Annotated in this window: 13 protein-coding genes; 9 read left to right on the plus strand and 4 right to left on the minus strand. The window is 69.2% G+C overall.

Annotation, left to right across the window (positions count from 1 at the left end; all coding sequences use genetic code 11):
- Position 1: 1 nt before the first annotated feature.
- The gene (locus BJ988_RS25745) at positions 2–364 is read right to left on the minus strand and encodes a VOC family protein (RefSeq protein WP_179660696.1); all 363 of its coding nucleotides are present in this window, start codon (positions 362–364) and stop codon (positions 2–4) included.
- A gap of 113 nt (positions 365–477) precedes the next feature.
- Here BJ988_RS25745 and BJ988_RS25750 point away from each other — a divergent pair, with 113 nt between their 5' ends.
- From BJ988_RS25750 to BJ988_RS25780, 7 genes are all read left to right on the plus strand, one after another.
- Entirely contained in the window at positions 478–1,077 is a 600-nt protein-coding gene (locus BJ988_RS25750) for a TetR/AcrR family transcriptional regulator (protein ID WP_343051793.1), read from the plus strand.
- 79 nt (positions 1,078–1,156) lie between these two features.
- On the plus strand, positions 1,157–1,951 hold the full coding sequence (locus BJ988_RS25755) for a TIGR03084 family metal-binding protein (RefSeq protein ID WP_179660697.1): 795 nt from the start codon (positions 1,157–1,159) through the stop codon (positions 1,949–1,951).
- Positions 1,948–3,681 carry an acyclic terpene utilization AtuA family protein gene (locus BJ988_RS25760; RefSeq protein WP_179660698.1) on the plus strand — a complete coding sequence of 578 codons (1,734 nt, stop codon included), beginning with the start codon at positions 1,948–1,950 and terminating at the stop codon, positions 3,679–3,681. Before BJ988_RS25755 ends, BJ988_RS25760 begins: the two co-directional genes overlap by 4 nt.
- Entirely contained in the window at positions 3,678–4,829 is a 1,152-nt protein-coding gene (locus tag BJ988_RS25765) for an acyl-CoA dehydrogenase family protein (RefSeq protein ID WP_179660699.1), read from the plus strand. The genes BJ988_RS25760 and BJ988_RS25765 overlap by 4 nt, the downstream gene beginning before the upstream one ends.
- Entirely contained in the window at positions 4,826–6,514 is a 1,689-nt protein-coding gene (locus tag BJ988_RS25770) for an acyl-CoA carboxylase subunit beta (RefSeq protein ID WP_246321577.1), read from the plus strand. Before BJ988_RS25765 ends, BJ988_RS25770 begins: the two co-directional genes overlap by 4 nt.
- Before the next feature lie 16 nt (positions 6,515–6,530).
- On the plus strand, positions 6,531–8,459 hold the full coding sequence (locus BJ988_RS25775; protein WP_179660700.1) for an acetyl/propionyl/methylcrotonyl-CoA carboxylase subunit alpha: 1,929 nt from the start codon (positions 6,531–6,533) through the stop codon (positions 8,457–8,459).
- Positions 8,456–9,637: an acyl-CoA dehydrogenase family protein gene (locus BJ988_RS25780; protein WP_179660701.1), complete on the plus strand. Its 1,182-nt coding sequence runs from the start codon at positions 8,456–8,458 to the stop codon at positions 9,635–9,637. Before BJ988_RS25775 ends, BJ988_RS25780 begins: the two co-directional genes overlap by 4 nt.
- Before the next feature lie 63 nt (positions 9,638–9,700).
- Here BJ988_RS25780 and BJ988_RS31140 read toward each other — a convergent pair whose 3' ends face one another.
- Complete coding sequence (locus tag BJ988_RS31140; RefSeq protein ID WP_179660702.1) at positions 9,701–10,393, minus strand: RDD family protein; 693 nt, start codon at positions 10,391–10,393, stop codon at positions 9,701–9,703.
- Positions 10,394–10,448: 55 nt separating this feature from the next.
- Entirely contained in the window at positions 10,449–11,054 is a 606-nt protein-coding gene (locus tag BJ988_RS25790) for an RDD family protein (protein ID WP_179660703.1), read from the minus strand.
- Positions 11,055–11,127: 73 nt separating this feature from the next.
- Between BJ988_RS25790 and BJ988_RS25795 the strand changes: the two genes are divergently transcribed.
- Complete coding sequence (locus BJ988_RS25795) at positions 11,128–12,285, plus strand: YihY/virulence factor BrkB family protein (protein WP_343051794.1); 1,158 nt, start codon at positions 11,128–11,130, stop codon at positions 12,283–12,285.
- Here the strand turns inward: BJ988_RS25795 and BJ988_RS25800 are convergent.
- On the minus strand, positions 12,282–12,851 hold the full coding sequence (locus tag BJ988_RS25800) for a methyltransferase domain-containing protein (RefSeq protein ID WP_179660704.1): 570 nt from the start codon (positions 12,849–12,851) through the stop codon (positions 12,282–12,284). The genes BJ988_RS25795 and BJ988_RS25800 overlap by 4 nt on opposite strands.
- A gap of 83 nt (positions 12,852–12,934) precedes the next feature.
- Between BJ988_RS25800 and BJ988_RS25805 the strand changes: the two genes are divergently transcribed.
- Complete coding sequence (locus BJ988_RS25805) at positions 12,935–13,702, plus strand: enoyl-CoA hydratase family protein (RefSeq protein WP_179660705.1); 768 nt, start codon at positions 12,935–12,937, stop codon at positions 13,700–13,702.
- Positions 13,703–13,751: the final 49 nt, after the last annotated feature.

Here is a 13,751-nt window from a genome sequence, read left to right on the forward strand (position 1 = left end):
GTCAGGCCTTGCAGAGACAGAAGGGGTGGCCAGCCGGGTCGAGGAAGACGCGGAAGGAGTCGCCGCCGGGCTGGACCTCGTGCTTGGTGGCGCCGAGGGCGAGGGTGGCCGCCTCGGCGGCGTCGAGGTCGTCGACGGTCACATCTAGATGCGTCTGCTGGGGTACGTCCTGGCCCGGCCACTGCGGGGCGCGGTAGTCCTCGACGCGCTGGAAGTCGAGCGAGCCGCCCTCGCCCCACGCGCTGGTCCAGCCGCCGTCGTCGTCGACCTTGGTCTCCCAGTCGAGCAGCTGGGCGTAGAAGGTAGCCAGGGCTGCCGGGTCGGGGCAGTCGATGACCCACTGTGGTTTGCGTGCGATAGCCATGGCTTCGACGTTAGGAGTGGTTCCGGACGTTCCGCTTCCGCCTGTCCGAGTTCGTCTCAGAAATATACAGTCAGGGTTGACTGTTTGTTTCTGGCGCGGAAGAGTGCCTGTCTGTGAGCCAGGCCACCCGCGTACCTCAGGAGGAACGCACCCGCGCGATGCGGGCGCGGCTTCTGGATGCCACCGTCGAGCTGCTGGCCGAGCGGGGATTCGCGGGCACCTCGACGACGCTCGTCTCTCAGCGGGCGGGGGTCTCCCGTGGCGCCCAGCTGCACCACTTTCCTGCGAAGAACGACCTGGTCGTGGCGGCTGTCGAGCACATCACCGAGGCCCGGGGTGAGGCGCTGAAGGAGGCTGCCGGGGCCCTGTCGGAGGGCGGGCGGCGTACGCGGCACGTGCTCGCCATGCTCGCCGAGCAGGTCACCTCCCCGGTCTTCGCCGCGGCCCTGGAGCTGTGGGTCGCGGCCCGCACTGACGAGCAGCTGGCCGCGGCGGTGGGTCCGCTCGAGCAGCGCATCGGCCGCGAGCTCCACCGGGCCACGGTCGAGCTGCTCGACGTGGACGAGTCGAAGCCGGGGGTGCGCGAGCTCGTGCAGGCCACGCTCGACCTCGTCCGGGGCCTGGCATTGGCTGACACGATTACCGACGACGCCGCCCGACGCGAACGGATCCTCGACCACTGGGCCGAGGTCCTGGAAAGAGAGTTGCAATGAGCGAGCGCAAGCGAGCGAACCTTGAATATTTCATCGGGCCGCGTCCGTATTCTGGCGCTCGCGCTACGGAGGTGGCCCGATGAGCCTGCTGGATCAACTTCTCGAGGACCTCTCCATGGAGGGGTTCGAGCTGCGCCAGGTCGTGGCCGGACTGAGCGAGGCCGGCTGGCGTGAGCCGACGCCGGCCGAGGGCTGGGACGTCGCCGCGCAGATCGCCCACCTGGCCTGGACCGACGAGGCCGCGCTCGCCGCGACCGAATGGGTGGCCGGTGACAGCACGGCCTGGGACGAGCTGGTCGCCGAGGGCCTGCAGAACCCCGAGGGCTACGTCGACGAGGCCGCGCTGGCGTTGGCCATGATGCCGGCGACCGAGCTGCTGCAGCACTGGGACGGCGTACGCGGAGAGCTCGCCGGCGCGCTCGCGGACGTCCCCGACGGGAAGAAGCTGCCCTGGTTCGGGCCGCCGATGTCGCCGGCCTCGATGGCGACCGCGCGCTTCATGGAGACCTGGGCCCACGGCCTGGACGTGCGCGAGGCGCTCGGGCTGGCCTACGAGCCCAGCGACCGCATCAAGCACGTGTGCCACCTCGGCACCCGCACCCGCGACTTCTCCTACGGCGTGCACGGCCTCACCCCGCCGAGCGACCCCTTCCGGGTGTCGCTCACCGCGCCTTCCGGCGAGGTCTGGGAGTGGGGCCCGGAGGATGCGGCGCAGAGCGTCCGGGGGCCGGCGTACGACTTCGCTCGCCTCGTCACCCAGCGGATCCACCGCGACGACACCGCGCTGGAGACCACCGGTGACGACGCCGAGAAGTGGCTGAGCATCGCCCAGGCGTTCGCCGGACCTGCCGGGGACGGGAGGCCCAAGAAGTGATCACCATCGGCAACTGCTCCGGTTTCTACGGGGACCGGTTCTCGGCGATGCGCGACATGCTCGAGGGCGGTCGGCTCGATGTGCTCACCGGCGACTACCTCGCCGAGCTCACCATGCTCATCCTCGGCAAGGACACCATCAAGGACCCGACGACGGGCTATGCCAAGACCTTTCTCCGCCAGATCGCGGACTCTCTCGACCTCGCCCTCCAGCGAGAGGTCAAGATCGTCTCCAACGCCGGCGGCCTCAACCCCGCCGGCCTCGCGAAGGCGATCGAGGCGCTCGGGACCAAGGCCATGGTGGCCTATGTCGACGGCGACGATCTCCGCGGCCGGCTCGACTCACACCCGGACGCTCTGACCGCCAACGCCTATCTCGGCGCCTTCGGGATCGCGCACGCGCTCGAGGCCGGCGCCGATGTCGTCGTGACCGGCCGGGTGACCGACGCGAGCGTCGTCGTCGGGCCGGCGATCGCTCACCACGGCTGGAAGCGCGACTCCTATGACGAGCTCGCCGGCGCGGTGGTGGCCGGCCACGTGATCGAGTGCGGCACCCAGGCCACCGGCGGCAACTTCTCCGGGTTCCTGACCATGTCGCCGCAGGCCAGGGCGCGCCCGCTGGGGTTCCCGGTCGCCGAGATCGCCGCCGACGGCTCCTCGATCATCACCAAGCAGGACGAGACCGGCGGCACGGTCACGATCGACACGGTCACCGCGCAGCTGCTCTACGAGATCCAGGGCCCGCTCTATCTCGGTCCCGACGTCACCACCGACCTCACCTCGATCCGGCTTGCTGAAGTGGGGATCGACCGGGTCGCGATCACGGGCGTCACGGGCACCCCGCCGCCGGCCACGCTCAAGGTCGCCGTGAACTCGCTCGGTGGCTATCGCAACTCCGCCGAGTTCGTGCTCACCGGCCCCGACATCGACGCCAAGGCCACCTGGCTGCGCGACCAGCTCGACGCCGAGCTCCCGATCGGGCCGGACTACACCTGGTCGACCTACCGCATCCCAGCGCCCGACTCACCGACCGAGGAGGGAGCCGCCTGCATCCTGCGGCTCAACGCGCGGGCCGCCGACGCCGACGCCGTCGGACGCGCCCTCACCGCCCCGGCCATCGAGCTGGCGCTCGCCTCCTACCCGGGCTTCCACGTCACCGCGCCCCCGGGACGGCCGTCTCCGTTCGGGGTCTACAAGGCTGCGTACGTCCGGCGCGACCGCGCCACCGAGACCGTCCACCTCCCCGACGGTTCGACCTACGAGGTCCCGTCTCCTCTCGCCTATGCCGAGAAGTCAGGTGCGTCGGCCGAGACGTCACGCGCCACCGACAAGATGACGCCTCGGACGACGGGAGTGACGCCTCGGCCGACGGGGGCGACCTCTCGGCGGGTGCTGGGTGAGCTGGTCTATGCACGGTCGGGGGACAAGGGCGGGGACGCCAATCTCGGGCTCTGGGCGCCGCAGTGGCGGCCGGACGCGGTCGTCGAATGGCTGCTGGGCACCGTCACGCCGGAGTGGGTGCGGGCGCTGCTGCCCGAGGCCGCAGGTCTCGCCATCGACATCACCCCGCTGCCGCACCTGCGCGGCGTGAACATCGTCATCCACGACCTGCTCGGAGACGGAGTGGCGGCCTCGACGAGGTTCGACCCGCAGGCCAAGGGCTTGGGCGAGTGGGCCCGAAGCCGATTTGTCGACATACCTATGGAACTCAGCCCGGAGGAGCTCCTGTGAGCGACGACCTTTTCCAGCTCGGCGCCGAGTTCGCGCGCCGCGAAGTCTTCCCTGACCTGCAGGTGTGGGAGGACAACCAGGAGATCCCGCGCGAGGTCCACAAGGCCGCCGCGAAGAAGGGTCTGCTCGGGATCGGGTTCCCGGAGGCCGTCGGAGGCGAGGGCGGCGGGCTGGCCGACACCGTCGCGGTGACCGAGGGGATGATGTCCGAGGGCGCCTCCTCCGGCCTGCTCGCGGGCCTGTTCACCCACGGCATCGCGCTGCCGCACATCGCCCGTCACGGCTCGCCTCACCTCATCGACACCTACGTGAGGCCGACCCTGGCCGGCGAGAAGATCGGCAGCCTCGCCATCACCGAGCCCGACGGCGGCTCCGACGTCTCCCACCTGCGTACGACCGCCGTCCGTGACGGCGACGAGTTCGTCGTCAACGGTGCCAAGACGTTCATCACCAGCGGGGTGCGCGCCGACTTCGTCACCACCGCGGTCCGCACCGGCGGCCCGGGTGCCGGCGGCATCAGCCTGCTCGTGATCGACAAGGAGGTCTCGACAGGCTCGACCACCGGTGGGTTCACGGTCACGCGCAAGCTCGCCAAGATGGGCTGGCACTGCTCCGACACCGCGGAGCTCGCCTTCGAGGACGTACGCGTCCCCGCGGCCAACCTCGTCGGCGACGAGAACGCCGGGTTCGTCTACATCGCCGAGGCGTTCGTGACCGAGCGGATCGCGCTGGCCGTGCAGGGCTACGGCACCGCCGCCCGCTGCCTGGCGCTCACCGCCGACTACTGCCGCCAGCGCCAGACCTTCGGTGAGCCGCTGATCAAGCGCCAGGTCGTACGCCACAAGCTGGTCGAGATGCACCGGCAGGTCGAGGTGGCCAAGGCCTACACCCACGCCGTGGTCGCGCGCTACGACCGCGAGGGATCGACCCAGGCCACGATCGCCGAGGCGGCGCTGGCCAAGCAGACAGCGGTCGAGGCCTGCACCTGGGTCGTCGACCAAGCCGTCCAGCTTCACGGCGGGGCGGGATACATGCACGGGACCGAGGTCGAGCGGCACTACCGCGACGCCCGGATCCTGCCGATCGGAGGAGGAGCCACCGAAGTGATGACCGACCTGGCCGCCAAGCTGTTGGGACTGGATCGATGACGGAAAACGACTCTGTTGGTCATCTCGACAAGCTCGATACAACGCTCGACACGCCTCCGCCTAGCGGCTCCGGCGGCTCGACCAGCGGTGGAAACCGGGCAGCCCTCCTCGAGAAGATCGAGGCGCTCGACGCCGAGCACGCGAAGGCGGCAGCGGGAGGCGGCGAGAAGTACGTCGCCCGCCACAAGGCCCGCGGCAAGCTCCTCGCCCGCGAGCGGATCGAGCTGCTCCTGGACGAGGGCAGCCCGTTCCTCGAGACCCAGCCGCTGATCGGCTGGGGCAGCGACTTCCCGGTCGGTGGCTCGATCATCACCGGCATCGGTGTGGTCGAGGGCGTCGAGTGCATGATCGTCGCCAACGACCCGACGGTGAAGGGCGGGGCGCTCAACCCCTACTCCCTCAAGCGCTCCTTCCGGGCGGCCGAGATCGCCGAGAAGAACGGTCTTCCGACGATCAACCTGACCGAGTCCGGCGGCGCCGACCTGCCCACCCAGAAGGACATCTTCATCCCGGGCGGCAAGGGCTTCCGCGACCTCACCCGCGCCTCGGCCCGCAAGCAGCCGACCATCTCGGTGGTCTTCGGCAACTCGACGGCCGGCGGTGCGTACGTCCCCGGCATGAGCGACTACGTGATCATGGTCAAGGAGGGCGCGAAGGTCTTCCTCGCGGGCCCGCCGCTGGTCAAGATGGCCACCGGCGAGGACACCGACGACGAGTCGCTGGGCGGTGCGGAGATGCATTCGCGCATCTCCGGTTCCTCCGACTTCCTGGCGGTCGACGAACACGACGCCATCCGCCAGGCGCGTCGGGTCGTGGCCCGGCTCAACTGGCGCAAGCGTGGTCCGCTCCCCAAGGAGATCCATGAGCCGGACCTCGACCCCGAGGGTCTGCTCGACCTGATCCCGACGGATCTCAAGGAGCCCTTCGACCCGCGGGAAGCAATCCTGCGGATCGTCGACGGGGTCTCGACAAGCTCGACCACCGGTGACGGTCGCTCGACCTCCGGGGACCAGGCGTTCGACGAGTTCAAGCCGCTCTACGGCTCGAGCCTCTGTGTCGGCTGGGCGCGGCTGCACGGCTACGAGATCGGCATCCTCGCCAACGCGCGCGGCGTGCTGATGAGCGAGGAGGCCCAGAAGGCGGCGCAGTTCATCCAGCTCGCCAACCAGAAGGACACCCCGCTGCTGTTCCTGCACAACACCACCGGCTACATGGTCGGGACGGAGTACGAGCAGGGCGGCATCATCAAGCACGGCGCGATGATGATCAACGCGGTCTCCAACTCCACCGTCCCGCATCTGACCGTGATCATGGGCGCCTCCTACGGGGCCGGCAACTACGGCATGAACGGGCGCGCCTACGACCCCCGGTTCCTCTTCACCTGGCCCTCGGCGAAGTCCGCGGTGATGGGGCCCGCCCAGCTCGCCGGCGTGATGGAGATCGTCGCGCGCGAGTCTGCGGAGAAGAAGGGCGAGATCTTCGACGCCGAGGGGTTCAAGGGTGTCAAGGAGATGGTCGAGTCGATGGTGGAGGAGCAGTCGCTGCCGATGTTCCTCTCCGGCCTCGGCTACGACGACGGGGTCATCGACCCGCGGGACACCCGGACCGTGCTCGGTCTCTGTCTCTCCGCCATCGCGACCAAGGAGATCGAGGGGGCGATGAACTTTGGCGTCTTCCGCATGTGACCAGCGAAAGGGAATCATGATCAACCGACTGCTAGTCGCCAACCGCGCGGAGATCGCATCGCGCGTGTTCCGCACCGCCCGGAAGCTGGGGATCGAGACTGTCGCGGTCCACTCCGACGCTGACGCGGGCCTGCCGTTCGTGGCTGAGGCTGACCATGCCGTACGCCTCCCCGGCAACGCCCCCGCCGAGACCTACCTCCGCAGCGACCTCGTCATCGAGGCCGCCAAGGTGGCCGGTGCCGACGCGATCCACCCGGGCTACGGGTTCCTCTCGGAGAACGCCGACTTCGCTCGCGCGGTCGAGGCGGCCGGTCTGATCTGGATCGGGCCGGCGCCGGAGTCCATCGAGAAGATGGGCTCCAAGATCGAGGCCAAGAAGATCATGGCCGCGGCCGGCGTACCCGTGCTCGAGGCTCCCGCCTCGCCGACGGAGGCCGATCTGCCGCTGCTGGTCAAGGCGTCCGCCGGTGGCGGTGGGCGAGGGATGCGGATCGTCCGGTCCCTCGACGCTCTGGCCGCCGAGGTCGCCACCGCCGAGGCCGAGGCTGCCTCTGCCTTCGGGGACGGCACCGTGTTCGTCGAGCCGTACGTCGAGGCCGGGCGTCACGTCGAGGTCCAGGTGGTCGGCGACGGCGCCGGGAACGTCGCCGTCTTCGGCGAGCGGGACTGTTCGGTGCAGCGTCGTCACCAGAAGGTCGTCGAGGAGTCCCCGGCGCCGCTGCTGCCTGATTCGGTCCGAAAGGCGCTCCACGAGGCGGCCCGGAATGCCGCCGCGGCGATCGACTACCGCGGGGCGGGGACCGTCGAGTTCCTCTACGACGCTGCCTCGGAGCGGTTCTGGTTCCTGGAGATGAACACGCGGCTTCAGGTGGAGCATCCGGTGACCGAGCTGGTCCATGGGGTGGATCTGGTGGAGCTGCAGATCGCGGTGGCTGAAGGCTCCGAGGGTGTGGTCTCGACAGGCTCGACCACCGGGGTGGACGGACATGCGGTGGAGGTGCGGCTCTACGCCGAGGACCCGGCTGCGGACTATCAGCCGCAGTCGGGAGTCTTGACGAGGCTGGAGGTCTCGACTGGCTCGACCACCGGGGCGACCGACGTCCGGGTCGACGCCGGCTACACCTCGGGTTCGAAGGTCAGCACGTTCTACGACGCGATGCTGGCGAAGGTGATCGTGCACGCCCCCACGCGGGACGCGGCCATCCGGCGTTTGGTCGGGGTGCTGCGTACGGCGAAGGTCCATGGGCTGCGCACCAACAGGGAGCAGCTGGTCGAGATCCTCCGGTCTGAGGAGTTCGTCAGCGGCCAGGTCACCACCTCCCTCCTGGACGAACGAAAATTCGTTCGCCCGGAAAAGAGGGATCCTGGCGCAGCGGTGGCGGCGGCGGTCGCGCTGGCCGAACGCACTCGCCGGCCCGGGATTCCGGTTGCATGGCGCAATGTCACCAACCAGCCGCAGCGCACAGAGTTCGAAGGGTTTCCCGTCGTCGAGTGGTACTCCGAGCGGGATGGTTACTCGGTCTTGCACGATGACGCGGCCGACTGGCGGGTCGTCCATGCATCCCCCGGGATGGTCACGTTGGAGTGGGATCGAGTGCGCACGACCTATGAGATCTCAGTTGGCGGGCGAAAGGGCGCCGAGGTCATCGACGTCGACAGTCCGAATGGACACGTCGAGCTTCGACGCGTTCCGCGGTTCGTCGACCCGGCCGACCAGATCGCCGAGGGAAGCCTGTTGGCCCCGATGCCCGGCAGCGTCGTATCCGTTCATGCGGAGTCCGGGCAGAGCGTCACCCCCGGTCAGAAGCTGATCGTGCTCGAAGCGATGAAGATGCAGCACACGGTGACGGCGCCCAGCGGCGGCGTACTCACCCAGCTCAACGTCAAACCAGGAACCCAGGTCGCCGCCGGCGAGGTGCTGGCCGTCGTAGAGGAGACAGCATGACCACCGCAACTGTGCCCAATCCATTTGGTGAGCCCGAAGAGCGGATCGCGCTACGGGAGGCGGTGGCGAAGCTGGCCGGGAAGTACGGTCACGACTTCGTCGCCAAGCAGGCCCGTGAGGGCGGCAAGATGACCGAGATGTGGCTCGAGATGGGCCGCAACGGGTTCCTCGGCGTCAACATCGCCGAGGAGTACGGCGGCGGTGGCGGTGGCATGGGCGACCTGGCCGCGGTCCTCGAGGAGGCCGGGACCGCCGGTGCTCCGCTGCTGATGATGGTCGTCAGCCCCGCGATCTGCGGCAGCATCATCGGCCGCTGCGGCACCGAAGAGCAGAAGAAGCGCTGGCTGCCCGCGATCGCCGACGGCTCGCTGCTCATGGCCTTCGGGATCACCGAGGCCGACGCCGGCTCCAACTCCCACAAGATCACCACCACCGCCAAGCGCGATGGCGACAGCTGGGTGCTGAACGGTCAGAAGACCTTCATCTCCGGCGTCGACGAGGCCGACTCGGTCCTCATCGTGGCGCGGACGGAGGATGCCAAGACCGGCAAGCTCAAGCCGGCCCTCTTCGTGGTCCCGACAGACTCCGAAGGCTTCACCAAGCAGGTCATCCCGATGGCCTGGGAGGCGCCGGAGAAGCAGTTCACGCTCTTCATTGACGACGTACGCCTCCCCGCGGACGCCCTCGTCGGAGACGAGGACGGCGGCATCTGGCAGCTCTTCGCCGGCCTCAACCCCGAGCGCATCATGGGCGCCGCGCTCTCCTGCGGGATGGCGCGCTACGCGCTGGCCAAGGCCGTCGAGTACGCCGGGACCAGATCAGTCTGGAGGGACACCCCGATCGGCTCCCACCAGGGCATCGCGCACCCGCTGGCGAAGGTCAAGATCGAGCTGGAGCAGGCCCGCCTGCTGTGGCAGAAGGCCGCCGCGCTCTACGACGCCGGCGACGACGCGGGGGCCGGCGAGTACGCCAACATGGCCAAGTACGCCGCCGGCGAGGTCGCCTGCAACGCCACCGACGCCGCGGTCCACACCCACGGTGGCAACGGGCTCACGGTCGAGTACGGGTTGGCCAACCAGCTCGTCGCCGCCCGCCTGGGCCGGATCGCCCCGGTCAGCCGCGAGATGATCCTCAACTACATCGCCATGCACACCCTGGGACTCCCGAAGTCCTACTGACCACGGCGAAATGAGTACAGGGCCGGTCGCGTGAGCGGCCGGCCCTGCTGCGTACGACTGGTGCTACTGCTTCGGCTCGTTGATCACGATCGTGCTGAGGATCTTGTCGGCGAAGGTCTGCCGCTTGTCGTCCCACAGCGGCCACAGGTAGCCGATGTAGCAGGCCAGCTGGTCGAGGTAGTGGACGAAGAAGCGTCCGATCGACAACCAGGTGCCGAGGACCTGGCCGTCGGCCTCCTTGATGACCTTGATCCCGAGGACGCCCTTGCCGATCGAGTAGCCGGTCTTGCCCTGCTTCAGGCCGTAGTTCCAGAACAGGAAGGCGAGCGACACGAGGAAGCCGATGAACATGAGGAGCCCACCGATGGCCATGAGCGCACCGTTGGGCTCTCCAGGGGGCGTGTACGTGCCCGTGCTCGGGTCGTACTCCGAGACACCACCCGCGGCGGCTCCGCCGATGAGCAGGCCATAGCCGATCCAGAACGGGATCATGGCGACCGCGCCGACGAGTCCGTCGATGATGAAGGCGCCGGCGCGTGCGCCCCAAGAGGCGTACGGCGGAGTCGGTCCGCCATAGCCGTAGCCGGCCGGGGCGGCACCGTAGCCGGTGGGAGCGGCGGGGGCACCGTATCCCGGTGCGGGCGGAGGCGGCGGAACACTGGGCTGGCCGTAGGCCGGTGCGGGTGGCGGCACCGGCGGCGTGGGCTGGCCGGAGGGGTCCTGGGGGGCGCCAGGAGGCGGGCCGTAGTTAGACATGGGCAGAGTATGGCCACAACGGGACGCAAATGTCTGCGCACACGCCTGAACCCGATCACGCCTGAGAGCGCGGCTCCACGACGACCAGGGTTCCGACGAGCTTGTCGGCGAAGGTCTGGCGCTTGTCGTCCCACAGCGGCCACAGGTAGCCGATCATGCAGAACGCGTCGAGGACGTGCAGCACCTGTCGGAGCCCCGCGAGCGGCGCGCCGATCGTGGCCTGCCCGTCCGTGGCTGGAGGGGTCTTGCGGACCAGCTTGATCCCGACGACGCCCTTGCCGATGGTGTAGCCGGTGCGCCCCTGCTTGAGGACGTGGTTCCAGACGGCGAAGCCGATGAACCCGACCCAGCCGACCACGGTGACCAGGAGCCCGAAGGCGGTGACGAAGATGCCGGACTCCTGCGACAGTCCACCTCCCACACCGGCGACCAGGTAGAACGGCAACAGCAGGGCGATGTCGATCAGCGCGCCGGCGACCCGGCGACCCCAGCTCGCCAGCGGGGGGCCGGAGGGGACGTACGACTGCTGCGCCCAGGGCGGGGCCTGGGGCTGCTCGCTCGGTCCACGGGTGGGGTCCTGCGGTGCGCCTGGCGGCGGCCCTGACGGCGGGCCCGGTGGTGGGCCGGGTGGCGGGCCGAAGTTGGACATCTGTTGGCTCATCTCCTCGAAGGCGCAGACCTGCTGACTGACCGAAGTGCAATCTATCGGGTCATGCAGGGGTTAGCCTGACCATGTGGCTGGGGTGGCGGGGAAGATGGATCGGGCTCAGCGCCGGTTCACGCCGGTCGCGTTTCCGCTGGCCGTCATCTACAAGTTCTACGAGGACCAGGGCAACAACCTCGCTGCGATCATCACCTACTTCGCCTTCATCTCGGTCTTCCCGATCCTGCTGCTGGCCTCCTCGATCCTCGGCTTCGTGCTGGAGGGCAATCCGGATCTGCAGGACGCAGTGCTCGACACGGCGCTGGCGCAGTTCCCGATCATCGGCGACCAGCTCGGGCGCAAGGAGCTGACCGGCTCGACCGGCGCGATCATCATCGGTGGTGTGGCTGCCCTCTACGGTGCGCTCGGGCTGGGGCTCTCGCTGCAGAACGCCGTCAACACCGCCTGGTCGGTGCCGCGAAACAGTCGCCCCAACCCGATCTTCCTGCGGGTACGGGCACTGCTCATGCTCGCCGCCGGCGGTCTCGCCATCCTCTCGGTCACTGCGTTGTCACTGGTGCTGAGCCGCACCGACTTCCTCGGCTTCAAGGCGGTCGACATCGGCTACTGGCTGGTCATCCTCGGCACCGTCGTGATCGTCACAGGCATGCTGTGCGTCGTCTTCAGGATGGCCACGACCCGCGACCACTCCCTCGGGCACGCCCTTCCGGGTGCGTTCACGTTCGCGCTGCTGTGGCAGGTGCTGCAGTACTTCGGCGCGGAGTTCGTCACGAACGTGCTCGCCCCCACCAGCGGCATGAACCAGACCTTCGCGCTGGTCCTCGGCCTGGTCGCGTTCCTCTACATCGCCGCGCTGATGGTGGTGATCTCGATCGAGGTCAACGTCGTGTACGCCCGTCACCTGTGGCCGCGTGCGTTGCTCACCCTCTTCACCGACGACGTCGAGCTGACCGAGGCCGACCGTCGCGCCTACGCGAGCTACGCCCTCATGCAGCGCCACAAGGGCTTCGAGACGGTCGCGGTCACCTTCGACGGCCCCGACGGCAACACCCACGAGATCGTGATGGACCCGTCCTGGCTCCGCAAGACCGCGCGGCGGATCCGTCGCCAGGACGAGTTCAGCCAACCGCTGCCGCCGACCAAGCCGCCACCCCCGTTTCCGCCGGGCACCCTGCGGTCGGTGCCGGACCCTGATGGGGGCGAGCCGAACGAGCTCGCGGGCCCCTAGGGCCGCCTCCGCAGCGGCACGAAGCGGTACCAGCCATGACCGCTCACTCGCACCTCGCCTGTCGCGGACCGCTCCACGAGCGTCATCAGCCCGGCGACCGGGATCACCATCCGACCCGGCGCAGCGAGCTGGTCCACCAGCTCGGGCGGCAGCTCCTCGGCCTCGGCGGAGACGAGGATGCGATCGTACGCAGCGTCCTCGGGCCACCCGAGGACACCGGGTGTCGCCCGCTCGATACGGGCCCACGGCTGGTCGGTCGCGGCCAGGTTCCGGCGGCCGAACCTGACCAGAGAGGGCTCCAGCTCGACCCCGACGACACTCCCCTCGGGACCGGTCAGGTGGGCGAGCAGCGCGGTGGACCAGCCTGAGCCCGAGCCGACGTCGAGCACCGCGTCGCCCGGCGCGACCTCGAGGAGACGGAGCATGTCGGCCACCGTTCGTGGCTGCGAGTTGGTCTGCCCTTGGCCGATGGGGAGCGGCTGGTCGAAGGCCGCGTTGCCACGCATCTCGCGAGGGAGGAAGCCCTCTCGCGGGACGGCTGCAAATGCATCCAGGACCGGGTCCACACCTCCAGTCAAGCACCGCAGAGCGCGTTCGGGAACCCGGATGCGCCGCCCCGGATTCCCGAACACGCTCTAGTGTCTGCCCCATGACTGAGTCGCCTGAAACCCCTGCTGAGCTCGTCCACCTCGACGTCGCCGATGGAGTCGCCACCATCACCCTCGACTCGCCGGCCAACCGGAACGCGCTCTCTCGCCAGCTGGTCACGGAGCTGTTCGAGGCCCTGCACACGGCCGACAAGGACTCCTCGGTCAAGGCGGTTGTGCTTCAGGCCACGGGCACCGTCTTCTGCTCCGGCGCCGACCTCTCCGAGGCCGCCACGGTGCCGATGGAGGAGGGCACCCGTGGGATCGTACGTCTCCAGCGCACCATCGTCGCCCTGACCAAGCCCGTCGTGGCCAAGGTCCAGGGACCGGTGCGCGCGGGTGGTCTCGGCCTCGTGGCCGCCGCCGACATCGCGATCGCCGCCGACACCGTCTCCTTCGCGCTCACCGAAGTTCGGCTCGGCCTGGCCCCTGCTGCGATCTCGCTCTCGATCCTGCCCCGGATCGACTCCCGCGCGGCCTCCCGCTACTTCCTCACCGGCGACAAGTTCGACGCCGCCGAGGCCGCCCGCATCGGCATCCTGACCGCCGCCGTCCCCGCCGCCTCGCTCGACGACGAGGTCGCCGCCATCACCTCGTCGCTGCTCGAGGGCTCCCCGCAGGGTCTGCGCGAGACCAAGCGCCTCATGGTCCGCGGCCTGGTCGAGCACATCGACGCCGGCGGCGAGGAGATGGCCGCGATGTCGGCCCGCCTCTTCGGCTCCGACGAGGCCCGTGAGGCGATGACCGCCTTCCTGACCCGCAAGAAGTAGCCCGAGAAAACAGGAGCGGGTTTGAGGCAACCATCCTGGCCACTCACAC

Source organism: Nocardioides panzhihuensis (assembly GCF_013408335.1).
In the GTDB taxonomy this organism is placed as follows: Bacteria; Actinomycetota; Actinomycetes; order Propionibacteriales; family Nocardioidaceae; genus Nocardioides; species Nocardioides panzhihuensis.

Excerpts from the sequence above, each read along its gene's own strand:
- BJ988_RS25745 (WP_179660696.1), bottom strand. The coding sequence starts at position 364 with ATGGCTATCGCACGCAAACCACAGTGGGTCATCGACTGCCCCGACCCG.
- BJ988_RS25755 (WP_179660697.1), top strand. The coding sequence starts at position 1,157 with ATGAGCCTGCTGGATCAACTTCTCGAGGACCTCTCCATGGAGGGGTTC.
- BJ988_RS25770 (WP_246321577.1), top strand. The coding sequence starts at position 4,826 with ATGACGGAAAACGACTCTGTTGGTCATCTCGACAAGCTCGATACAACG.
- BJ988_RS25775 (WP_179660700.1), top strand. The coding sequence starts at position 6,531 with ATGATCAACCGACTGCTAGTCGCCAACCGCGCGGAGATCGCATCGCGC.
- BJ988_RS25780 (WP_179660701.1), top strand. The coding sequence starts at position 8,456 with ATGACCACCGCAACTGTGCCCAATCCATTTGGTGAGCCCGAAGAGCGG.
- BJ988_RS31140 (WP_179660702.1), bottom strand. The coding sequence starts at position 10,393 with ATGTCTAACTACGGCCCGCCTCCTGGCGCCCCCCAGGACCCCTCCGGC.
- BJ988_RS25790 (WP_179660703.1), bottom strand. The coding sequence starts at position 11,054 with ATGAGCCAACAGATGTCCAACTTCGGCCCGCCACCCGGCCCACCACCG.
- BJ988_RS25805 (WP_179660705.1), top strand. The coding sequence starts at position 12,935 with ATGACTGAGTCGCCTGAAACCCCTGCTGAGCTCGTCCACCTCGACGTC.